At 72.7% G+C, this 21,707-nt stretch carries 19 protein-coding genes and 1 pseudogene; 15 read left to right on the top strand and 5 right to left on the bottom strand.

From position 1 onward, the window contains the following. Positions 1-51: 51 nt before the first annotated feature. A complete protein-coding gene (locus GA0070607_RS10650) occupies positions 52-636 on the top strand; it encodes a hypothetical protein (RefSeq protein WP_089018057.1) in 585 nt (194 codons plus the stop codon). A 93-nt stretch (positions 637-729) separates the two neighbouring features. Here the strand turns inward: GA0070607_RS10650 and GA0070607_RS10645 are convergent, their stop codons facing one another. Then, entirely contained in the window at positions 730-1,404 is a 675-nt protein-coding gene (locus GA0070607_RS10645) for a TMEM175 family protein (RefSeq protein WP_231930941.1), read from the bottom strand. A 294-nt stretch (positions 1,405-1,698) separates the two neighbouring features. Here GA0070607_RS10645 and ssd point away from each other — a divergent pair, with 294 nt between their 5' ends. The 7 genes and pseudogenes from ssd (at position 1,699) to GA0070607_RS34105 (ending at position 7,044) form a co-directional block, all read left to right on the top strand. Continuing rightward, positions 1,699-2,802: a septum site-determining protein Ssd gene (gene ssd / locus GA0070607_RS10640; RefSeq protein ID WP_089018056.1), complete on the top strand. Its 1,104-nt coding sequence runs from the start codon at positions 1,699-1,701 to the stop codon at positions 2,800-2,802. Beyond that, on the top strand, positions 2,799-4,010 hold the full coding sequence (locus GA0070607_RS10635; RefSeq protein ID WP_089018055.1) for a TadA family conjugal transfer-associated ATPase: 1,212 nt from the start codon (positions 2,799-2,801) through the stop codon (positions 4,008-4,010). Before ssd ends, GA0070607_RS10635 begins: the two co-directional genes overlap by 4 nt. Before the next feature lie 341 nt (positions 4,011-4,351). Further along, a pseudogene (locus tag GA0070607_RS10630) lies at positions 4,352-5,245 on the top strand (type II secretion system F family protein); the annotation flags it as partial. After that, positions 5,245-5,925 (top strand): type II secretion system F family protein, encoded by a 681-nt coding sequence (locus GA0070607_RS10625; protein WP_231930940.1) that lies wholly within the window; start codon positions 5,245-5,247, stop codon positions 5,923-5,925. The pseudogene GA0070607_RS10630 and the gene GA0070607_RS10625, both read left to right, overlap by 1 nt. A 20-nt stretch (positions 5,926-5,945) precedes the next feature. Further along, the gene (locus tag GA0070607_RS10620; RefSeq protein WP_081883916.1) at positions 5,946-6,113 is read left to right on the top strand and encodes a DUF4244 domain-containing protein; all 168 of its coding nucleotides are present in this window, start codon (positions 5,946-5,948) and stop codon (positions 6,111-6,113) included. Continuing rightward, on the top strand, positions 6,110-6,556 hold the full coding sequence (locus GA0070607_RS10615) for a TadE family type IV pilus minor pilin (protein WP_269458420.1): 447 nt from the start codon (positions 6,110-6,112) through the stop codon (positions 6,554-6,556). The genes GA0070607_RS10620 and GA0070607_RS10615 overlap by 4 nt, the downstream gene beginning before the upstream one ends. 14 nt (positions 6,557-6,570) lie before the next feature. Then, complete coding sequence (locus GA0070607_RS34105) at positions 6,571-7,044, top strand: Rv3654c family TadE-like protein (protein ID WP_089018054.1); 474 nt, start codon at positions 6,571-6,573, stop codon at positions 7,042-7,044. A 319-nt stretch (positions 7,045-7,363) separates the two neighbouring features. Here the strand turns inward: GA0070607_RS34105 and GA0070607_RS10605 are convergent, their stop codons facing one another. The 3 genes from GA0070607_RS10605 to GA0070607_RS10595 form a co-directional block, all read right to left on the bottom strand. Continuing rightward, positions 7,364-7,942: an LURP-one-related/scramblase family protein gene (locus tag GA0070607_RS10605; protein ID WP_089018053.1), complete on the bottom strand. Its 579-nt coding sequence runs from the start codon at positions 7,940-7,942 to the stop codon at positions 7,364-7,366. Positions 7,943-8,016: 74 nt separating this feature from the next. Next, entirely contained in the window at positions 8,017-8,220 is a 204-nt protein-coding gene (locus tag GA0070607_RS10600; RefSeq protein ID WP_089018052.1) for a hypothetical protein, read from the bottom strand. A gap of 95 nt (positions 8,221-8,315) precedes the next feature. Next, positions 8,316-10,694 carry a DEAD/DEAH box helicase gene (locus GA0070607_RS10595; protein ID WP_089021774.1) on the bottom strand — a complete coding sequence of 793 codons (2,379 nt, stop codon included), beginning with the start codon at positions 10,692-10,694 and terminating at the stop codon, positions 8,316-8,318. A gap of 140 nt (positions 10,695-10,834) precedes the next feature. Here GA0070607_RS10595 and GA0070607_RS10590 point away from each other — a divergent pair, with 140 nt between their 5' ends. From GA0070607_RS10590 to GA0070607_RS10560, 7 genes are all read left to right on the top strand, one after another. Continuing rightward, positions 10,835-11,191, top strand: a complete 357-nt coding sequence (locus GA0070607_RS10590; RefSeq protein WP_089018051.1) for an STAS domain-containing protein — start codon at positions 10,835-10,837, stop codon at positions 11,189-11,191. Beyond that, the gene (locus GA0070607_RS10585) at positions 11,188-11,625 is read left to right on the top strand and encodes an ATP-binding protein (RefSeq protein WP_089018050.1); all 438 of its coding nucleotides are present in this window, start codon (positions 11,188-11,190) and stop codon (positions 11,623-11,625) included. Before GA0070607_RS10590 ends, GA0070607_RS10585 begins: the two co-directional genes overlap by 4 nt. 324 nt (positions 11,626-11,949) lie before the next feature. Continuing rightward, on the top strand, positions 11,950-14,298 hold the full coding sequence (locus GA0070607_RS10580; protein WP_089018049.1) for a sodium-translocating pyrophosphatase: 2,349 nt from the start codon (positions 11,950-11,952) through the stop codon (positions 14,296-14,298). A 116-nt stretch (positions 14,299-14,414) separates the two neighbouring features. Then, on the top strand, positions 14,415-14,957 hold the full coding sequence (locus GA0070607_RS10575; protein WP_089018048.1) for a nucleoside/nucleotide kinase family protein: 543 nt from the start codon (positions 14,415-14,417) through the stop codon (positions 14,955-14,957). After that, entirely contained in the window at positions 14,948-15,697 is a 750-nt protein-coding gene (locus tag GA0070607_RS10570) for a hypothetical protein (RefSeq protein ID WP_089018047.1), read from the top strand. Before GA0070607_RS10575 ends, GA0070607_RS10570 begins: the two co-directional genes overlap by 10 nt. Positions 15,698-16,119: 422 nt before the next feature. Further along, the gene (gene topA, locus GA0070607_RS10565; protein ID WP_089018046.1) at positions 16,120-18,960 is read left to right on the top strand and encodes a type I DNA topoisomerase; all 2,841 of its coding nucleotides are present in this window, start codon (positions 16,120-16,122) and stop codon (positions 18,958-18,960) included. A gap of 80 nt (positions 18,961-19,040) precedes the next feature. After that, positions 19,041-20,267: a CapA family protein gene (locus GA0070607_RS10560; RefSeq protein WP_231930939.1), complete on the top strand. Its 1,227-nt coding sequence runs from the start codon at positions 19,041-19,043 to the stop codon at positions 20,265-20,267. On the opposite strand, the gene GA0070607_RS10555 is transcribed toward GA0070607_RS10560, so the two are convergent. Further along, a complete protein-coding gene (locus tag GA0070607_RS10555; RefSeq protein ID WP_089018045.1) occupies positions 20,243-21,586 on the bottom strand; it encodes a D-arabinono-1,4-lactone oxidase in 1,344 nt (447 codons plus the stop codon). The two genes, GA0070607_RS10560 and GA0070607_RS10555, sit on opposite strands and share 25 nt — an antisense overlap. Positions 21,587-21,707 lie beyond the last annotated feature (121 nt).

Here is a 21,707-nt window from a genome sequence, read left to right as displayed (position 1 = left end):
CCGTCCTGAGAGGGCGTTTCGGCGGCTTGTCGATCAGTCGAGGAGATGGCCATGGACTGGATCCGAACGAATCTGAGTCCGGTGGCGTTCGCTGCTGTCGCTCTCCTGTTCGCTCTGCCGTTCGCGGAGCTGAAGGGCGAGGCCGAGGAGTGGCGTGTGGCGGTGACCTGGACTGGTTGGGGACTGACCGTCGGTGGCGGGCCTCAGGTTCACCTGGAGACGCTGCTCTGGGATGGCAACCTTGGTCAGTACGTCATGCAGGAGGTGCCGAACGAGGCGCCGCAGATCGGTCCCGAAGAGCCCATCTACCTGCCGGCGCAACCGCTCTTCATGGTCGCCGCGCTGGGTGTCGCGGCCGGCGTGCTTGCCCGGATCCTGGCCAGTGTCAGTTCCCGCCTGGTCGTCTCGGCGGTAGCGGCGTTCGTCGCGGCGGTGGCGCTTGCCCTCGGCCTGCGGGGCGTACTGCGTCGCTTCGATCCGCCACCCTTCGACGAGGCCATGACCGCCGTACCGGCCGTCGGGTTCTGGCTGACCGTTGGCGTCCTGGCACTGCTCGGCGTCGGCAATGTGATCGTGGGGTACCGGTTGTGGAGGCGTGACGAAGCAGCGGTGATCGACGGCAACGTGCCGAGATGAGAACAGACGACGCGACCGCTGCCGGCCGATGATCCGAGGTGACGACCCAGCCGCAAAGTCTCCGGACGAACAGCGCCGCTCCCCTCCGACGGGTCACTCCCGACCGCGGGCGCCGCGCCGGCGCTTCGGCCGGGCGATCTCACCCGCGATCGGCAGCCAGTAGAAGGGGATCAACGCGGTGATCACGGCGACGCCGAGGACGGGGACCAGGGCGCCCAGCACAACTCCGGCGGCGATCCAGAAGGGCGCGATCCGGAACCGCCTGCTGATGGCTCTCGCACCGGCCGGATCCACGGTGCCCAGCAGCCGGCGATCACGGCGCGCGTACGCCCAGATCCCGTTGAACAGCGAAGCTGCCACTCCGAGCGCGATCCCGTAGAACACCACGGCGGCCCGTTGCCCATGTCCGTCGCGGAACGCGGCGGCCAGCACGGACGCGGCGAACGGTAGGAACGCGATGGTCATCAGCAGCAGCGTGTTGAGCAACAGGACCACCCGGTCGACGGCGCGGAGGTGGTCGAACATGACGTGGTGGTTGGCCCACACCTGCCCGATGAGAAGAAAGGTGAGGGCGTAGGCCAGATAGGACGGCCACAAGGCAGCGAGCCCTTGGGCCAGGTGCCGGGTGTCCGTCGGTGAATGGATCTCCAGTACCAGCAGGGTGATGGAAATCGCGAAGACCGCATCACTGAAGGCGACGAGCCGCACGGGTGTGCGCTCCAGGCCGAAGGCCACTGATCTCGCTGGTTCGCGAACGGGTTCTGTCACCGCCCAAGCCTGAGACACCGGAGCGGCCCATCCGTGCAGCCGGGCGGGCGTGTCACCCACCGGCCCCGCCGGCCGCCCCGCCGTGCGGCGATCCTCGCGCGCACACGACGCAAGCCGTGGTGAGAGTCGCGGAGCGTCGGTCGGGCAGGCCGCGCACGTAGCAGATCAACTGTCTCGCCGGGGCGTTGTCCACAGCCCGCGGTGTTGTCCACAGGCAGCTTGGCCGGGGCGGTTTGTGGGGCGGATTCCGAGCAGGGTCGGCTGCACAACCGAGCCCGACCGCTGGAGGCCGCGATGCCACCCCGTACCTCCGTACCGCCGATCCGCCGGCTACCGCTGGTCGTCACGGAGGACGGCGACCTGCTCGACGACCTGCTCCGGCTCGCTGCCGCCGGCGGCACCGAGGTGGAGCTCGCCGCCGACCCGGCCGCCGCCCGCACCCGCTGGCTTCCCGCACCGCTGGTACTGCTCGGCGCCGATCAGGCGCAGCCGTGCCTGCGGGCCCGGCTGCCGCAGCGACCCGGGCTGGTGCTGGTCGGCCGGACCGGCCAGCTCGACCCCGGTTGGCAGATCGCCGAGCTGATCGGTGCCGAGCACGTCGCCACGCTGCCCGCCGCGGAGCCGTGGCTTGTGGATCGGTTCGCCGAGCAGGGCCCGGACCGGCCGGACGGCTCCGGCGCCCGGATCGTCGCGCTGCTCGGTGGCCGGGGCGGCGCCGGGGCGAGCGTGCTCGCCGGCGGGCTCGCCGTCACCGCCGCCCGGGCGCGGCTGCGCACCCTGCTCGTCGACGCCGATCCGCTCGGGGGTGGCCTCGACCTCGTCCTGGGCTGGGAGCAACTGGACGGGATGCGCTGGCCGTCGCTCACCGGAGCGGACGGGCGGGTCGACGCCCCCGCGCTGGTCCGGGCGCTGCCCAGCCGGGGCGACCTGGTGGTGCTCTCGTGGGACCGCGGCGACCTGCTGGCCCTGCCCGCGGCGGCGATGGCCGCCACCGTCGACGCCGCTCGGCGCGGTCGGGACTTCGTGGTCGTCGACCTCCCTCGGCAGTTGGACGACGCCGCCGTGATCGCCTTGCAGGCGGCCGATCAGGCGTTCGTCGTCGTCCCGGCCGAGTTGCGTGCCACGGCGGCCGCCGCGCGGGTGGTGGCCGCCGCCGCCCCGCACTGCGCCGCGCTCTCGGTGGTGGTGCGCGGCCCCGCACCCGGCCACCTACGGGCGACCGAGGTGGCGCGTGCACTCGGTCTTCCCCTCGCCGGCACGCTGCGGCCCGAGCCGGGGCTCTGCCGCGGCCTGGAACGGGGCGAGGCGCCGGCCGCCGCCGGCAAGGGACCGTTGGCCACGCTCTGCCAGCGGATCGTCGCCGACCTCACCGGCGTGCCCGCGACGGGTGCGGCATGACCGGCCGGCCGGAGGAGCGCACACTCGCCGCCCGGGTGCGGCAACGGATCGCCGCCGACACCACCCCGGTCACCCCGGCGGCGATCGTCTCGGCGGTTCGGGCCGAGCCCACCACCGCGGTGCTCGGTGACACCGCCGTGCTGCGGATCGCCGACCGGGTCCACGACGACCTCGTCGGCGCCGGGCCACTGGCGTCGCTGTTGGCCGACCCGGAGGTGACCGACGTACTGGTCAATGGCACCCGGGTCTGGGTCGACCGAGGTTCGGGGTTGCACCAGGTCGCCGTGCCGGTGGGCTCGGTGGAGGATGTCCGCCGGCTGGCGCAGCGACTGATCGCCAGCGCCGGGCGGCGGCTCGACGACGGCTCCCCGTACGCGGACGCGCGGCTCCCCGACGGCACCCGGCTGCACGCCGTGCTGCCTCCGGTGGCGACCGAGGGCCCCTACCTGTCCCTGCGGACCTTCCGGCACCGACCGTTCACCCTCGACGAGTTGGTGCGCCAGGGGACCGTGCCGCGACCGGTGGCACCACTGCTCGCCGCCGTCGTCGCGGCCCGGCTGGCGTACCTGGTCACCGGCGGCACCGGGTCGGGCAAGACGACGCTGCTCAACACGCTGCTCGGGTTGGTCCCGGCGACCGAGCGGATCGTGCTGGTGGAGGACGCCGCCGAGCTGCACCCGGGGCATCCGCACGTGGTGGGCCTCCAGGCGCGTACCGCCAATGTCGAGGGAACGGGCGTGGTCAGCCTCGGCGACCTGGTCCGGCAGGCGTTGCGGATGCGCCCGGACCGGCTGGTGGTCGGGGAGTGCCGGGGCGGTGAGGTGGTCGACCTGCTGGCCGCGCTGAACACCGGCCACGACGGAGGCGCGGGCACGCTCCACGCCAACACCCCGTCCGACGTGCCGGCCCGACTCGAGGCGCTCGGCATGCTGGGTGGGCTGCCCCGCGCCGCGCTGCACGCCCAGGTGGCCGCCGCGTTGCAGGTGCTGCTTCAGGTACGACGTGGTGAGCGCGGCCGCGTTCTGGAGTCGATCTGCCTGCTGCTCCCTGAGGGGCCCGACCGGGTGGTGTCCGTGGTGCCCGCCTGGGTCCGCGGTCGTGGGCTCGGGCTCGCCGCCCGTGCGCTGGGCGCGCTGCTGCGAGACCGTGGCGTGGCGGTGCCGCCGATCCTCAGCGAGCCGTGGCCGGGATCGGCAGGCCCGGCATGACCGGCGGGGCGCTGCTGGTGGCGGCGCTGCTGCTGGCGGCCGCAGTCCTGGTGGCCTGGCCCGTGCGGAGCATCCGGGCCCGCCGCCGTCGGGTGCTGGCGCCAAAGGTAGCTGAGAACGTCGGTGCTGATCCGGATGAGGCGCTTGTGGAATGGATCAGAGGGCTCGGTCGCGGGCTGGACGCTCCGCCCGATGGGCTCGGCAGTCTGCCTTCCTCGGGCCACCAGCCGCCCGTGGCCCCGAGCTTCGGCGGCGGGCGGACGCTGGTCGGGTGGTCCACCAGGGGCGTCAACGTCGGCCAGCCCTGGCCCAGAGTGGCGGGCGGGTCAGTCGGGTCCACGCGACCCGCAGGTCCGGCACGTCCGCCGACTCGGCGCGACCCCCGTGGCCCGGCTGGCACCGCAGGGCCGGTGGCCATCGCCCCGGACGCCGAACGGCGGGCAGCCATGCCTGTCTCCGCGCGCGTGATCGAAGCGGACGTGCTGGACCGGGCTGATGCGTCAGGCGTGGCGACGGCCGACGGCCGCGGGGACGTCGACAGCGGCGGAAACGGAGCGGTCGATCCGATGATCCCGACCGCCGGTGGGCCTCGCGGAGCGCGAGCCACAGACTCCTCGGTGCGCGCCCCGCGATCGTCGGTACGCCTGCTGCTGGTCGGCCTGGTCGGGGCCGGCGTCGGTGCCGCCGTCGCCGGTCCGGTGGCCGCGGTCGCGGTGGGCGGCTACGGCACCCTGGCCATGCGCGCTCTGCTGCGCTGGCGGGCGAACCGGCACGCTGAGCGGATCCGGCGGCGCGGGTTGGACCAGCTCTGCGGTCTCGCGGCGGATCTCAGGGCGGGCCTGCCCGTTCCGCCGGCCATCGAGATCCCCACCGTCAGTGGACCGGACGGCCTGGACCGACTTGCCCAGCTGACCTCGGCGGCGGTGCGGCTGGCGGACCGGACCGGCGCGCCGCTGGCGGAACTCGTCGAGCGGATCGAGGCGGACGCCCGGGCGACCGACCGAGGGCTGTCCGCCGCTGCGGCACAGGCGGCCGGTGCGCGGGCCACGGCCTGGTTGCTCGCGGCCCTGCCGATCGGCGGCATCGGGCTCGGTTACGGGATCGGCGTGGATCCCGTGGCGGTGCTCCTGCACAGCACGGTCGGCGGGGTCTGTGCTGTCCTCGCGGTCGTCCTGCAGGTCATCGGCCTGCTCTGGGCCGAACGACTGGGCGCGACGCCAGGGCGGGCCGGCTGATGTCCCGGACGGTGGCGGGCTCCAACTGGACAGGGCGGACCGGCTCGTCGGTCAGCCCGGGAGTGGACGCAACGGACGGCCACCGACGGCCGGACGCGATCCGGCTCGCCGCAGGTCTGGGCGGGCTCGCCGTGGCCGTGGTCGTCGGAGGCTGGTTCGGGCTGCTCGGCGCGGTCCCGACCGCGTTCCTCCTGGACCTGCTGCTGCGGCGAATCGAATCGCCGGCCGCCCGCAAGAGGCGGCTTCGAGAGGCCGCGGATCTGCCCCTCGCCGCCGACCTGCTCGCGGCGGCGATGCGGGCCGGCGCTCCGGTGGACCGCTCCGTGCTTGCCGTCGCCGAGGCATTGGACGGCCCGCTCGCCAGCCGGCTGGCCCGGGTCGGCCGCACCCTGCTGCTCGGCGGCGGACCGGCCGAGGCGTGGTCCGCGCTGGACGGGGTGCCGGGCGGGGAGCGGTTGACCGCGGCCGCGTTCCGCTCGGCCAACAGCGGGGCCGCCCTGGCCGGTGCGCTGACCCGGCTCGCCGACGACCTGCGCGCCGACCGGGCCACCGCCGCCGAGGCGTCGGCCCGCCGGGCTGGCGTGCTCATCGTTCTGCCGCTGGGGCTCTGCTTCCTACCGGCGTTCATTCTCGCCGGCCTGGTGCCGGTGATCGTCGCCGTTCTCGGCGACGTGCTCTGACCCATCGAGAAAGGAACAGCATGCGCAAACTCATCGCCCGCCTGCGCGGCGACGCCGGGATGAACACCGCCGAGTACGCCGTCGGCACCCTCGCCGCCGTCGCCTTCGCGGGGATCCTGTTGAAGGTGTTGACCTCCGGCAACGTCCAGTCGGCGTTGACCGCCGTGATCGACCGGGCGCTCAAGTGATCGGGCGCCGGCGGACCGGCCGCTGTCGGCGGTCCGGCACCACCGGGTGGACGGCCGGCGGCCGACGGGAATCCCGTGTCGTCGACCGGGTAGTCGGTGGGGACCGGGGGTCGTTCACCGCCGAACTGGCGGCCGGCCTGCCGGCGCTGCTCCTGCTCCTGCTCACCGGCCTGACCGCGGTCAACGCGGTCAGCACCCGGGCGAGCTGCCTGCACGCGGCCCGGGAGGCGGCGCTTGCCGCCGCCCGGGGCGCGGACGGCAGCGCCGACGGTCTGCGTGCGGCGCCACCGGGAGCGGAGGTGTCGGTGTCGATCGACGGTGACCGGGCGCAGGCGACGGTCCGAGCGCCGGTACGCGCGTTGGGCGGTCGCCTCCCGCGGATCACCGTGGTCGCCACCGCCGTCGCGGCCGTGGAACCCGGGGCCACCGAGGGCAGCCGATGAACCGGTGCCCAGGGATGCCCGAGCACCAGACCAGGCCGGGCCAGGCGCACCTCCGCCATGACCGGCCGCACCTCGAGCGGCCGCACCCCGAACCACCAGAGACCGAGTGGCCGCACGGGGAGAGGCCCGACGCCGAGCGGACGGACTCTGAGCGAGGTGGAGCAACCGTGCTCCTGCTCGCGATGGGTCTGGTCTTCGTGCTGGTGGGGACGTTCGGCGCCGCCGTCGCCGCGGCCGGAATGGCGGCGCAACGGGCGGCGGTGGCGGCCGACCTGGGTGCGCTGGCGGGGGCGGCCAGGGTGCTCGACGGCGACGCGGCGGCGTGCGCGTCCGCCGCGGACATCGCCGGGCGCAACGGTGGCCGGCTGGTCGACTGTCGGTCCGACGGGCTGGATGTGCTGGTGACCGTCGAGGTGGCGATCACGCCACTGCCTGGTCTGACCCGGGTCGTGGCGTCGATGGCCCGCGCCGGCCCGGTACGCGGCTGATCGTATGCGGCCTCGGCCCTATCGACCACGGCCAGGACTCGACCGGCGGTCGGACCACGCACCGGACTGGGCTCCGGCGAGCGTGGCCGGAAAGACACTGTGGAGCTGAGCCGGTGACGACATCAGCCGCGATGCGTATACGACATCAGGTCCAAAGGAGCCGCCAGGCAGTCGGCCGCCCCGCACTCGGCCGCCAACGCAGCCGGCCGCCGGCACCCGCCGGCCGGGAGCCCGACAGCCAACTGGCCGGGACGTGGACCGATGGGCCCGTGTCCCGGCCAGCGGGTGAAAGGTGGGTGGCTCGGTGAGCCGGGGTGCGTCAGCGGGCCTGGAGCGCGTCGAGAGCGACGGCCATGGCGATGACCAGGCGGCGGTCGATCTGCGGGTTCTGCACCTCGACGATGTACTTGTCGCGCAGGCCCCACTTCTTCACGACCGAGAAGACGGGCTGGCCTCCGGCGGTGAAGTCGAAGTGGTACGGCAGCCAGGACAGCGAGTCGACGAACCGGCGCAGCAGCGCGACCGGCATGCTGCGCTCCTGGCCCGTCACCTGCGGCAGCCCGGCCTGCTCGACGTGCCAGGTGGAGCGGAGCAGCGACTGGGCGAAGTCCTTGCGGAACAGGCCGATCGGGATGCCGGCCGCGTCGGTCACGTCGTACGTGGCGCCCAGGTCGATGCGCTGGCGGGCCTTGAAGCCGAGCAGGGGCTGCTGCTTGGAGTCGTCGGTGTAGATCGTCACCTGCTCCTTGAAGGCGAGCCGCTTCTGCTGTGCGAAGGCCAGCAGTTCACCCTCGGTGCCGTCCGGCGCGACCGCCCGGACCTCGTACTGGTTGACCATCATCCGCAGCCGCTGGCGGATGTGGAACTGCTGCAGGGTCTGCAAGTTGTCGAGCTGCATCTGGTCTCCTCAGGGGGATTGTGCGCCGGAGTCTCGCACAGCACGGCGACCGCCGCCGGCCCGCGTCCCGGAGGTCAGCGGCCGTCGACTGTGACGCGCAGGGCCCAGCCGTTGAGGACCTGGTGGATGCCCTGCAGCCGCTCGTTGATCTGCTCCAGCCGTTCCGCCTGGGCCAGCGCGGCCAGCGCGGATCCGAGCGCGATCTGCTGGTCGAGGGTGAGTCTCTCCTGGTCAATGGTGTAGAGCAGGTCGACGGTCTCGGCGATGGTGTCGGCCACGGCTCCTCCTTGGGCACGGACGGGGGGAAAGTCAGACATCGATGGAAGCGCTCCCATCATTGTGCCCCGTTCCGCTCGGGATCATGCAAGGTGGCTCAGGAGGGCAGATTCGCCAGCACCACGTCGAGCACCCGGATCGCGTCCGGCTTGGAGAGCGGGCTGTTGCCGTTGCCGCACTTCGGGGACTGCACGCAGGACGGGCAGCCCGTCTCGCAGCCGCACTCCGCGATCGCGTCCCGGGTGGCCCGCAGCCACGCCGAAGCCGTCCCGTACGCCCGCTCGGCGAAGCCCGCGCCGCCCGGGTGCCCGTCGTAGACGAAGACGGTCGGTGCCTCGGTGTCGGGGTGCACCGCCGTGGAGAGCCCGCCGATGTCCCACCGGTCGCAGGTGGCCATCAGCGGCAGCAGGCCGATCGCGGCGTGCTCGGCCGCGTGCAGCGCACCCGGCACGTCCGGGGCCTGCACACCGGCTGCGGCCAGTGACTGCGGCGACAGGGTGAACCAGACCGCCACCGTGCGCAGCTCCCGGGTGGGCAGGTCGAGCGGCCGGGTGTCGATCACCTCGCCGGTGGCGATCCGGCGTCGCTGGTACGACACCACCTGGCTGGTCACATCCACCTCGCCGAGGAACATGCCGACCGGCCCGGCGTCCACGTAGGAGCGCACCGACACCACGGACAGGTCGGTGACGTCCCGGGCGTGGGTGGACCAGTCCGGCTCCTCGGTGTGCACCAGCGCGCAGCCGTCGGCGAGGTCGAGCTCGTCCACCACGTACGAGACGCCCTGGTGCAGGTAGACCGCGCCGGGGTGGAGCAGGAAGTGCGAGGAGCCGCCGTCGACCGTGCCCAGCAGGCGGCCGGTGGCCGACTCCACCACGCAGACCGGGGCGCCGCCCTCGCCGCGCAGGTCCACCTCGGGGCGCTCCCGGTGCCGCCAGTACCAGCCGGTGGGCCGCTGCCGCAGCGCCCCGGCCGCCACCAGCTCGTCGATCGCCTCCTTCGCCCCGTCACCGAAGAGCGTCAGGTCGGCCGGGGTCAGCGGGGCCTCGGCCGCGGCGCAGGCGAGCTGCGGGGCCAGCACGTACGGGTTGGCCGGGTCGAGCACCGTCGCCTCGACCGGCGCCCCGAAGATCGCCTCCGGGTGGTGGACCAGATAGGTGTCCAGCGGATCGTCCCGGGCCACCAGCACGGCGAGGGCCTCCTGTCCGGAGCGCCCGGCGCGGCCCGCCTGCTGCCAGAGCGACGCCCGGGTGCCGGGATATCCGCAGATCAGCACCGCGTCCAGGCCGATCAGGTCCACGCCCAGTTCGAGCGCGTTGGTGGAGGCCAGGCCGAGCAGGTCACCGTGCAGCAGCGCCCGCTCCAGCTCACGCCGCTCCTCACGCAGGTAGCCGCCCCGGTAGGCGGCCACCCGCTTGCCGAGCCCCGGCACCGCCTCGTCCAACGCCCGGCGCGCGCTGGCCGCCACCACCTCGGCGCCCTTGCGGGACCGGACGAACGCGAGCGTGCGTACCCCCTCGGCGACCGTGTCGGCGAGCAGGTCCGCGGTCTCCCGCAGCGCCGATCGGCGGACCTGGATGAGGTCCGGCACGTCGTCGTGCCCGCCCGCCGCCTGGGCGGGCGCCGGGGAGGAGGCCGCTGACGATTCGGGTGGCAGCAGCGGCGGCTCCCAGAGCGCGAAGGTCACCCCGCCGCGCGGCGAGGCGTCCTCGGTGACCGCCGTCACCGGCAGGCCGGTCAGCCGTCCGGCCGCGGTCGCCGGGTCACCGGAGGTCGCCGAGGCGAGCACGAACACCGGGGTGGCCCCGAACCGGGCGCACTGCCGGCGTAGCCGGCGCAGCACGTGCGCGACGTGTGAGCCGAACACCCCCCGGTAGGTGTGGCACTCGTCGATCACCACGTACGCCAGCCGGCGCAGGAAGCCCGACCACTGGGCGTGCCCGGGGAGGATGCCGTGGTGCAGCATGTCCGGGTTGGTCAGCACGAACCGGGAGTGCCGGCGGATCCACTCCCGCTCGGCGCGCGGAGTGTCCCCGTCGTAGCAGGCCGGGCGTACCCCCTCCAGCTCCAGCCCGGCCACGGCCCGCAGCTGGTCGGCGGCGAGCGCCTTGGTGGGCGCCAGGTAGAGCACGGTGGCCCGGGGGTCGGCGAGCAGCGTGGCCAGCGACGGAAGCTGGTACGCCAGGGACTTGCCGGACGCGGTGCCGGTGGCGACCACGACGTGGCCGCCGTCGTACGCCAGGGTGGCCGCCTCGGCCTGGTGCCGCCAGGGCGCGACCACGCCGCGGCGGGCGAACGCCTCGCGCAGCTCCGCGGGTGCCCACGACGGCCACGGTGCGGGCACCCCGGCGCGGGCCGGCACCCTTTCGACGTGGGTGACCGGGTCGCCGGCGCTCCGGGCGCGCAGCCGGCGCAGCAGGTCGACCGGCGATGGCTCGGGGCCGGGATCTGCGGATACGGTGGCTGCGGACGACACGCCCTGCACTCTCGCACTGGTGTTCGGAGATGAAAAGTCGGGCCGGGGGGTAAGGGGGAGCTTCCGTTGGCGACCGCAGGGTGGCCCAGCGGTAGTGGTTAGATGCCCAGGAGAGTTTACGGCTCTGGCGAGGAGGACCGATGGAGCTGTCGCTGGCGACCCGCACCGTGGGCGAGCACACGGTGCTCGAGGTCGGCGGTGAGGTGGACGTCTACACCGCGCCCCGGCTCCGCGAACGGCTCCTCGAACTGATCGACAGCGGCGCCCGGCACGTGGTGGTCGACCTCGGCCGGGTGGACTTCCTCGACTCCACCGGGCTGGGCGTGCTGGTCGGCGCGCTCAAGCGGCTCCGCACGGCCGGTGGCTCGTTCGCCCTGGTCTGCGACAAGGAGCCACTGCTCAAGATCTTCCGGATCACCGCGCTGGACCAGGTGTTCCCGCTGCACCCCACGGTCGACGCGGCGGTCGGCGCGGAACCGACCGGTGCCGGCGCGTGATGGCGACAGTCAAGCTCTCCTTCTCCCCGGCGCCGGTGCACGTGCGTACCGCCCGGCTGGTCGGCGTCGCCGTCGCCCGGCGCGCGGGGGTCCGTGAGGATCTGCTGGACGAGGTGCGCCTGGCCATCGGCGAGGCGTGTACCCGGGCGGTGGCCCTGCACCGCCAGTACGGCCTGGCCGACCCGGTGCTGGTGGAGATGTCCGACGCGGGGTCGTACGCGGTGCGGGTGGTGGACCGGGCGCCGATCGAGGCCGGCATCGGGCTGGCCGCGCTGCCGCCGGACGAGCTGGCCAACGAGTCGCTCACCGATGAGGCGCTGACCACCGGGGTCGGTTTCGCCCTGCTCGCCGGCTTCGTCGAGGACCTTCAGGTGCGTCCGGTCGACGAGGGCGTCGGCACCGAGGTGCGGATGGTGTGGCCGGTCGGCCGCTGACCCGTTCGTTCTGTTCTTTCCGCAGGCCGTATCCCCGCCGGGGTGCGGCCTCCTTGTCATGGACCGGGCCCTATATCAGATTTCGTTTCATAACACAGCGACGAAGATCATCGAGACACGGTGCCACCTCGGTGTGACCTCCAACACTCCGGAGGGCTACAGTACCCGGGTTGTCAGCAAGTGATCCATCCCGCAGCCAGCGGGAATGGGTGGTCATCGCTGGTCCGCTGGGGTGGGTTGGCGCGCGCTTGCGAGTCCGCGTTCAGGCGCCGGTCGGTGCGTCTCCACTCACCGGCGCGAGTGTTCGGTAACAGGAGGACACAGATGTCCGAGACCTTGGCCGCCGACGGCGGCGGGCTTTCCCTTACCGGAAGCAATGTCACGTACGTCGTCATCGCTGCGGTAATCGCGCTGGTGGCGCTCGTCTTCGCCGCCGCCCTGACAAAGGCGGTGCTGGCAGCCGGCAAGGGCACCACCAACATGCAGGAGATCTCGGGGGCGGTCCAGGAGGGCGCCTCTGCCTACCTGCTCCGCCAATTCCGCACTCTGGCGATCTTCGTTGTCATCGCCGTGGTGCTGCTCTTCCTGCTGCCGGTGCACGACACCGACGGCAGCGAGACCGCTGTGAAGTTCGGCCGCTCGCTCTTCTTCGTGGTGGGCGCCCTGTTCAGCGCGTCCATCGGTGGTGCCGGCATGTGGCTGGCCACCCGCGCCAACCTGCGCGTGGCCGCCGCCGCCCGGGAGCGACAGGGTGGCCGCGAGGCCGCCATGAAGATCGCCTTCCGCACCGGTGGCGTGGTGGGCTTCCTCACCGTCGGCCTCGGCCTGTTCGGCGCCGCGCTTGTCGTCCTGGTCTACCGGGGCGACGCGCCGACCGTGCTGGAGGGCTTCGGCTTCGGCGCCGCGCTGCTCGCCATGTTCATGCGGGTCGGCGGCGGCATCTTCACCAAGGCCGCTGACGTCGGCGCCGACCTGGTCGGCAAGGTCGAGCAGGGCATCCCGGAGGACGACCCGCGCAACGCCGCCACCATCGCCGACAACGTGGGCGACAACGTCGGTGACTGCGCCGGCATGGCCGCCGACCTGTTCGAGTCGTACGCGGTCACGCTGGTCGCCGCCCTGATCCTCGGTCGCGCCGCGTTCGGCGAGGACGGCCTGGTCTTCCCGCTGATCATCTCCACCATCGGCGTGCTGGTCGCGATCTTCGGCGTCTTCATCACCCGGCTGCGCTCGTCCGACCGCAACGCCCTGACCGCGATCAACCGGGCCTTCTACATCTCGGCGGTGCTCTCCGCGGTGCTGGTGGCGATCGCCGCCTACGCCTACCTGCCGGCGACCTTCGCCGAGTTCGAGGGTGGGCTCACCGACGTCGACCGCAACCCGCGGCTGGTGGCCATCGGCGCGGTGGTGATCGGCATCGTGCTGGCCGCCGCGATCCAGGCACTGACCGGCTACTTCACCGAGACCAACCGGCGCCCGGTGCAGGACATCGGCAAGAGCTCGCAGACCGGTGCGGCCACCGTGATCCTGGCCGGCATCAGCATCGGCCTGGAGTCCGCGGTCTACTCGGCACTGCTGATCGGGGCCGGCGTCTTCGGCGCGTTCCTGCTCGGCGGCAGTTCCATCACGCTGTCGCTGTTCGCGGTGGCGCTGGCCGGTACCGGCCTGCTCACCACGGTCGGCGTGATCGTCGCGATGGACACCTTCGGGCCGATCTCCGACAACGCCCAGGGCATCGCCGAGATGTCCGGTGACATCGACGAGCACGGCGCTCGCACACTGACCGAGCTGGACGCGGTCGGCAACACCACCAAGGCGATCACCAAGGGCATCGCGATCGCCACCGCGGTGCTCGCCGCGACCGCGCTGTTCGGCTCGTACACCGACTCGCTGCGCAGCGCGTACGCGGACGCTGGTGTGGGCGACGTCGGGACGGAGATCCTCAACTCGCTGAACGTGGCCAACCCGCGCAACCTGGTCGGCCTGATCATCGGTGCGGCGGTGGTGTTCCTCTTCTCCGGGCTGGCCATCAACGCGGTGTCCCGCTCGGCGGGTGCCGTCGTGATGGAGGTTCGCCGGCAGTTCCGTGAGCTGCCCGGCATCATGGACCGCACGCAGCGCCCGGAGTACGGCAAGGTCGTGGACATCTGCACCCGGGACGCACAGCGCGAGCTGATGACCCCGGGCCTGCTCGCCATCCTGGCGCCGATCGCGGTCGGCTTCGGCCTCGGGCCCGGCGCGCTCGCGGCGTACCTGGCCGGGGCGATCGGGGCCGGCACGCTGATGGCTGTCTTCCTGGCCAACTCCGGTGGTGCCTGGGACAACGCCAAGAAGCTGGTGGAGGACGGCGCGTACGGGGGCAAGGGCTCCGAGGCGCACTCCGCGACGGTCATCGGCGACACCGTCGGTGACCCGTTCAAGGACACCGCCGGCCCGGCCATCAACCCGCTGCTCAAGGTGATGAACCTGGTCTCGCTGCTGATCGCGCCGGCCGTGGTGGCGTTCAGCATCGGCGACGACCGGAACACCCCCGTGCGGGTGGCCATCGCGGTGGTGGCCACGCTGATCATCGTGGCGTCGGTGGTGTTCAGCAAGCGCAAGGGCATCGCGATGGACGACTCCGACACCGGTGCGGGCAGCACGGACCACCGGCCGGAGACGGTCAACGCCTGACCATCCTCGGCACCGGGTCCCCGGTCGGCGTGCCACGCCGGCCGGGGACCGTCCGTTCCTCCTCCGGGGCCGTCTGACCGGTGCCACGCCTGGGCGGAGGTCGTACGCTGCAACGCATGCGTACGTGCCAGGCGTCTGCCGCCGGAAAGCTCACGGTGGTCCTGGCCACGCTCGTCGTCGTCCTCTCCGGCTGCGGTGGCGGGCCCAGCCCACGGGCCTGGGCGGCCACGGTCTGCGGTGCGCTCACCCCGTGGCGCTCCGAGATCAGCAAGTTGACCAGCAGCACGGATGAGCAGATGACCGCGCAGACCACGCCGGCGCAGGCCAAGGAGAACCTGGTGCGGCTCTTCGGTGGGGCGGAGCAGGCCAGCGAGACCGCGCGCCGCAAGGTGGAGCAGGCCGGCGTCCCGGAGACGGACAACGGCGAGGCCATCTCCGCCGGTTTCCGCAGCTCCCTGGGAAAGATGCGGGACGCCTACGGCCGGGCCCGGGACACCATCGACAAGTTGGGCACCGGCGAGCCGACCGTCTTCTACGACGGCGTGCGGGCCGCGGTGGACACCCTCAACAAGGAGTACGACGCCAGCGCGCTGGACACCAGCCGGCTCAACTCCGAGGAGCTGAAACAAGCCTTCGACGAGGTGCCGGAGTGTCGCTGAGCGGGCTCGGCGACACCGGAGCGGCGCAGCCGCCCCCGGCGCTGTTCCCGGCGCCCGAGCCGGACCCGCCGGCTGCCGAGCCAACGCGACGGCGGAGCGGCCCGACCCGACAGGGGTCGAGCGGGCCGCCCTCCGGGCCGGCGCAGACCGACGACACGGGGCGCCAGCTGGTCTTCTTCGGCGCGGAGGCGGCCGAACCGACGGTCGCCGACCTGGCCGGGCTGCTCGCCGGGCCGGGCGAGATGGTGCGGATGGGCGGCACCGCCCGCCTCTCGGTGCACGTGGACGCCGCCTGGCGGGTGCACGTGCTGGTCGCGGAGTTGGCGCTGCGCGGGCTGGCGGCGAGCTGGGAGCCGACCGGGGACGCGCGACACGCCGTCCGTACCTCGTACACCCGGGTCCTGAAGCCGCTCGCGGTCGCCTGGCTGCACGGCCCGACGAAACGCCCGCCGGCCACCTTTCACCTGACCGGCCGGCGGCTGCGGCTGTGGCTCGCCGCCGCCGGGACGCCGGAGCCGCCCGACAGCTTCCTGCTCCGGCTCGGGGCCGACGACCAGGAGTGCTGGGGCCCGGTCGGCACGGCGCTCGCCGCCGTCGGGCTCGCCGGCACGCTGCTGGGCCCGGCCGATGGCGGCCCGGCTTACCGGATCACCGGCCGCCGCCCCCTGGCCCGGCTCGCGGAGCTGGTCGGCGACCCCCCGCGCACAGCGCCCACCGAAGCCTGGCCACCCCTTCCCTAGCCCCGCACCCGGGTCGATCATGAAGGTGCGCTGGTGGACGTATTGCTCGTCCGGGGTCAAAACGCCACCACAAGGCCATGATCGACGCGGTTCGGCGGGAGGCAGCGGGTGTCTGGTGCCGGACAGCCGGCGGGTTGATCCGGGCGGAAAACGGGCGGGTCGGACCTCGGCCGACGGTCCGCCATCGTCACAGTGACCCGCTTCGAGCCCTACCCACGGTGTACGGTGGCGCCGTCCGGCAGTGCCGAGCGCGGCGGGGCGGGAACAGACCGCCGCGCCGGAGCGGATTGCCGCCCGCGAAACCCGAAACGCGGACGGCGCGTTACGTTGGACATCCGGACCGCCGGTGCGACGGCGGGGTCGAGAGCGGTCGCTGTCCGGGCGCCGGCAGACCACGAGCAGGAGTGAGGTCGGGGAGAGACGTGCCGAGCAACGCTGGAACCACCCGTCTGGTCATCGTCGAGTCACCGGCGAAGGCCAAGACGATCTCGGGCTACCTCGGCCCGGGGTACGTCGTGGAGGCCAGCTTCGGTCACGTCCGCGACCTGCCACGCAACGCCGCCGACGTGCCGGCCAAGTACAAGGGCGAGGCGTGGGCCCGCCTCGGGGTGGACGTGGACAACGGCTTCCACGCGCTCTACGTCGTCTCCGCCGACCGCAAGCAGCAGATCAGCAAGCTGGTGAAGCTGGCCAAGGAGGTCGACGAGATCTTCCTGGCGACTGATGAGGACCGCGAGGGCGAGGCGATCGCCTGGCACCTGGTGGAGACGCTCAAGCCGAAGGTGCCGGTCAAGCGGATGGTCTTCCACGAGATCACCAAGCCGGCGATCCAGGCGGCGGTGGCCAACCCCCGGGAGATCGACCGCGATCTGGTCGACGCGCAGGAGGCTCGGCGGATCCTCGACCGGCTCTACGGCTACGAGGTCTCCCCGGTGCTGTGGAAGAAGGTCATGCCGAAGCTCTCGGCGGGCCGGGTGCAGTCCGTGGCGACCCGGATCGTGGTCGAGCGGGAGCGGCAGCGGATGGCTTTCCGCACCGCTGAATACTGGGACATCCTGGCCACTCTCGCAGTGGCGAACGCCGGCGAGGGGCCGCGCGCGTTCAACGCCACCCTGATCGCGCTGAACGGCGACCGGATCGCCACCGGCAAGGACTTCGAGCCGACCACCGGCCGGGTGAAGCCCGGGGCCGGCGTCGTGCACCTGGACGAGGGCGGCGCCCGTGGGCTGGCGGCCCGGCTCGAGGGACGGCCGTTCACCGTCACCCGGGTCGAGGAGAAGCCCTACCGCCGCCGCCCGTACGCGCCGTTCATCACCTCCACGCTCCAGCAGGAGGCGGCCCGCAAGCTGCGCCTGTCGTCGCAGCAGACGATGCGCACGGCGCAGCGCCTGTACGAGAACGGCTACATCACCTATATGCGTACCGACTCGGTGAACCTGTCGGAGACCGCCATCTCGGCGGCCCGCCGGCAGATCGTCGAGCTGTACGGCGAGCGCAGCGTGCCACCGGAGCCGCGCCGCTACACCGGCAAGGTGAAGAACGCGCAGGAGGCGCACGAGGCGATCCGCCCGGCGGGGGACAACTTCCGCACCCCGGGCGAGGTGGCCAAGGAGCTGTCCGCCGAGGAGTTCAAGCTCTACGAGCTGATCTGGCGGCGCACCATCGCGTCGCAGATGACCGACGCCGTCGGCTCCAGCGTCTCGGTGCGCATCCGCGCGGTCTCCACCTCCCAGGAGGAAGCCGACTTCGGCGCCACCGGCAAGACCATCACCGACCCGGGCTTCCTGCGCGCGTACGTCGAGTCCAGCGACGACGAGAACGCTGAGGCCGAGGACGCCGAGCGCCGCCTGCCCACCCTGGTCAAGGACCAGCCGCTGACCGCCGACGAGCTGGCCGCGCAGGGCCACCACACCCAGCCGCCGTCGCGCTACACGGAGGCGTCGCTGGTCAAGGCACTGGAAGAGCTGGGCATCGGCCGTCCGTCCACGTACGCGTCGATCATGCAGACGATCCAGGACCGGGGGTACGTCACCAAGCGCGGCCAGGCGATGATCCCGACCTTCCTGGCCTTCGCGGTGATCGGCCTGATGGAGCGGCACTACCCGCGCCTCATCGACTACGACTTCACCGCCACTATGGAGAACGAGCTGGACGAGATCGCCGGCGGTGACCACGCGGCCGTCGACTTTCTCACCGCGTTCTACTTCGGCGGCGCCAACGGTGCCGGCGACCAGGGCATCGCTCGCTCCGGTGGGCTCAAGAAGCTGGTCACCGAGAACCTCAGCGACATCGACGCGCGCAGCGTCAACTCCATCCCGCTCTTCACCGACGACGACGGCCGGGAGGTCGTGGTCCGGGTGGGCCGGTACGGGCCGTACCTCCAGCGGGAGCTGCCCGGCGGCGAGGCGGCGGCACCGGCCGAGGGCGAGGAGGGTGGCACCCAGGGTGACCGGGCGCCGATCCCCGAGGGGCTGGCCCCGGATGAGCTGACCCCGGAGAAGGTGCACGAGCTGTTCCTCGGTGGCAGCGGCGAGCGCAAGCTCGGCGACGACCCGGGCACCGGCGAGCCGATCGTGCTCAAGTCCGGCCGGTTCGGCCCGTACGTGTCCAGCGGCGAGCGGAAGTCCTCGCTGCTGCGCTCCCAGACGCCGGACTCGTTGACCCTCGAGGACGCGCTCAAGCTGCTCAGCCTGCCCCGGCTGGTCGGCGTCGCGCCCGACGGGGTCGAGGTGTTCGCCAACAACGGCCGCTACGGCCCGTACGTCAAGCGGGGCGAGGAGTTCCGGTCGCTGGAGTCCGAGGAGCAGATGTTCACTGTCGGCCTGGACGAGGCGCTGGCGCTGCTGGCCGCCCCCAAGGCCCGTGGACGACGGGCTGCGGCACCGCCGCTGCGGGAGATGGGCGTCGACCCGTTGACCGAGAAGCCGCTGGTGATCAAGGACGGCCGGTTCGGCCCGTACGTCACCGACGGGGAGTTCAACGCGTCGCTGCGGCGTGCGCAGACCCCGGAGGCGCTGACCATCGAGGAAGCGTCGGAAATGCTGGCCGAGAAGCGGGCCAAGGGTCCGGCGCCGAAGAAGAAGGCGGTGGCGAAGAAGGCTCCGGCGAAGAAGGCCACGGCCACCAAGAAGACGGCCGCTGCCAGCAAGTCCACCGCCGCGAAGAAGACCACGACCGCCAAGGCGACCACTGCCAGGAAGGCGGCCCCGGCGAAGAAGGCGGCCCCGAAGAAGGCCGCCGCCGCCCGGCCCGCCGAGGAGTGACGGTCACCGGCCCCTGTCCCTAATGGATGAAACGTCCCATTTAGGACGAGGGCTTGGTGGAGGTTCCCTAACGTGAGGGGATGTTCGCCACCGCTGCCACGCGTCGCCGTGTCCTCGTCAGCGCCTCGGCGGGAGCGTTGCTGCTTGCCGTGGCCGCAGTCGGCACCTGGGCGATGGACGCCGAGAGCTCCGCGCCGGCCGGGGCCACCGTGTCACAGGCTGCCCCGCAGACCGCCGCCCCGGTGTCGTCCACCGGGCCGACCCGGGATGCCGCCAACCGGCGGACCGTGCGACTCGTCGCCGCGGGTGACGTTCTGGTCCATCCCGCTGTGACCGACCAGGCGCGTCGGGACGGCGCCCGGGCCGGCCGCCTGGATTTCGCACCGATGTTCGCCGGGATCGCCCCAGCCGTCGGTGGCGCCGACCTGGCGCTGTGCCACCTCGAAACGCCACTGGCCGATCCCGCCGGCCCGTTCGCCGGCTATCCGTCGTTCAACGCGCCCCCGCAGGTGCTCGAGGGGCTGCGCGGCGCCGGGTTCGACGGCTGCTCGACCGCCTCCAACCACACCCTCGACCAGGGCGCCGACGGGGTGGCTCGGACGGTCCGCGCGCTCGACGCCGCCGGGCTGGGGCACACGGGCAGCGCGCGCAGCGCCGCCGAGGCGGCCACGCCCCGGATCTACCAGGTCGGCGACGTCCGCATCGCCCACCTGGCGTACAGCCTGAACTTCAACGGGTTGAGCCGTCCGCCGGGCCAGCCGTGGCTGGCCAACCTGATCGATCCGCCCGAGATCCTCGCCGCCGCCCACGAGGCGCGCGCCGCCGGCGCCGACATCGTCGTGCTCAGCCTGCACTGGGGTACGGAGTACCAGCACCTGCCGGACGCCGACCAGCGGGCCTGGGCACAGCAGTTGATCTCTTCGCCCGACGTGGACCTCATCCTGGGCCACCACGCCCACGTGGTCCAGCCGTTCCAGCGCTTCGGCGACAAGTGGGTGGTCTTCGGCATGGGCAACGAACTGGCGCGGCACGCGGAGCCGATCGACGACAACCGCGAGGGTGTGATGGCGCGGGCGACCTTCACCGAGACCGCCCCGGGGCGCTGGACGGTGACCCGGATGGAGGCGCTGCCAACCTGGACCGACCTGGCACCGGCCCTCCGGCTGGTCGACCTGACCGCAGCGCTGGCCGACCCGGCTACCCCGCCGGCTCTGCGGGGCGAATACCGGGCGGCGTACCAGCGGGTGCTCGGCTACGTCCGGTCCCTCGGCGCCGGTCCGGATCAGGTGGTGGCGTCGGGCGGCTGAGCGCCGCCACCGAGGACGCGGTCGAGGTGGGGGTTGGTGAAGACGCGGTCGGGGTCCAGGCGGTCGCGGACGGCCTGGAAGTCGGCGAAGCGCGGGTACGCGCCGGCCAGCGAGGCGGCGTCGCGGTAGTGCAGCTTGCCCCAGTGCGGGCGGCCGCCCAGTCCGGCGGCCACCTCCTCGAAGGCCTGGAAGTACGGCTCGTACGGCATGCCGACGTACTGGTGCACGGCGATGTACGCGGAGTCCCGGCCGTAGCCGTGCGACAGCCAGATGTCGTCGGCGGCGGTGAACCGCACCTCCACCGGGAAGAGCACCTTGAACGGCAGCCCGTCCACGATCCGCCGGAGCGCCGCCAGCGCCTCGGGTAGCGCCTCGCGAGGCAGGCCGTACTCCATCTCCACGAAGCGGACCCGGCGCGGGGTGCAGAACACCCGGTCGGAGCGGCCGGTGTACCGGCGTTCGGTGAGCGCGCGGGCGGAGACGGCGCTGATCCTCGGGGCCAGCGGCGGCACGGCCCGGCCGAGCCGGCAGGCGCCGGCGAAGACGGTGTTGGCCAGGAAGTCGTCGTCCAGCCAGCCGCGCCATTTGGGCAGTGGGCGGTCGTTGGCGGGTACCCGGTCGTTGGTCTTGACCTGGACCCGGGAGGTGTAGGGGAACCAGTAGAACTCGGCGTGGTCGTGGTCGCCGATCAGTGCCGGCAGGTCGTCGAGCACGTCGGCCAGCGCGGCCGGGCGTTCGTGTGCGTGCAGCACGAAGGCGTCCACGCAGCGCAGGGTCACCTCGACCAGCACACCGAGCGCGCCGAGCGACACCCGGGCGGCGGCGAAGACGTCCGGGTGTTCGTCGGCGGAGCAGCGCAGCACCTCCCCGGTGCCGGTGACCAGAGTGATCGCCTCGACGAAGGTGGACAGGCAGCCAAAGCCGGCGCCGGTGCCGTGGGTGCCCGTGGAGATCGCCCCGGCGACCGTCTGGGCGTCGATGTCGCCGAGGTTGGGCAGGGCGAGGCAGTGTCGGGCGAGCAGGCCGTTGAGGGTGTGCAGGGTCATCCCCGCAGGTACGGTGACGAGCCTGCGCTCGACGTCGACACTGACCAAGGTGTCGAGCTCGGACAGTTCCATTCGCCGGTCGTCGGCGAGCGCGATGGCGGTGAACGAGTGGCCGCTGCCGGCCACCCGGATCCGGCCGCCGGTGGCGGCGGCGGCTCGCACGGCCTCGGCGACGTCGGCCGGCGAGCCGGGGCGGAGGATTGCGGTGGCGCTGCCACGCTGGTTACCGGCCCAGTTGGACCAGCGGGCGGTGAGCGGTGCCGTGCCGACCATGCGCGCTCCTCGAAGATGAATATGAACTGACTTCATATCAGGAACGTTGTAGCTGGTAAATACCGCAATTGCGGTCCGCTCGTTGTACCGGTAGTCACGGACTCGTGACGTGGAGATATGT

The organism is Micromonospora coriariae, from assembly GCF_900091455.1.
GTDB lineage: Bacteria > Actinomycetota > Actinomycetes > Mycobacteriales > Micromonosporaceae > Micromonospora > Micromonospora coriariae.
The sequence above is the reverse complement of the archived record's forward strand: the minus strand, read 5'-3'. Positions and strand labels throughout refer to the sequence as shown.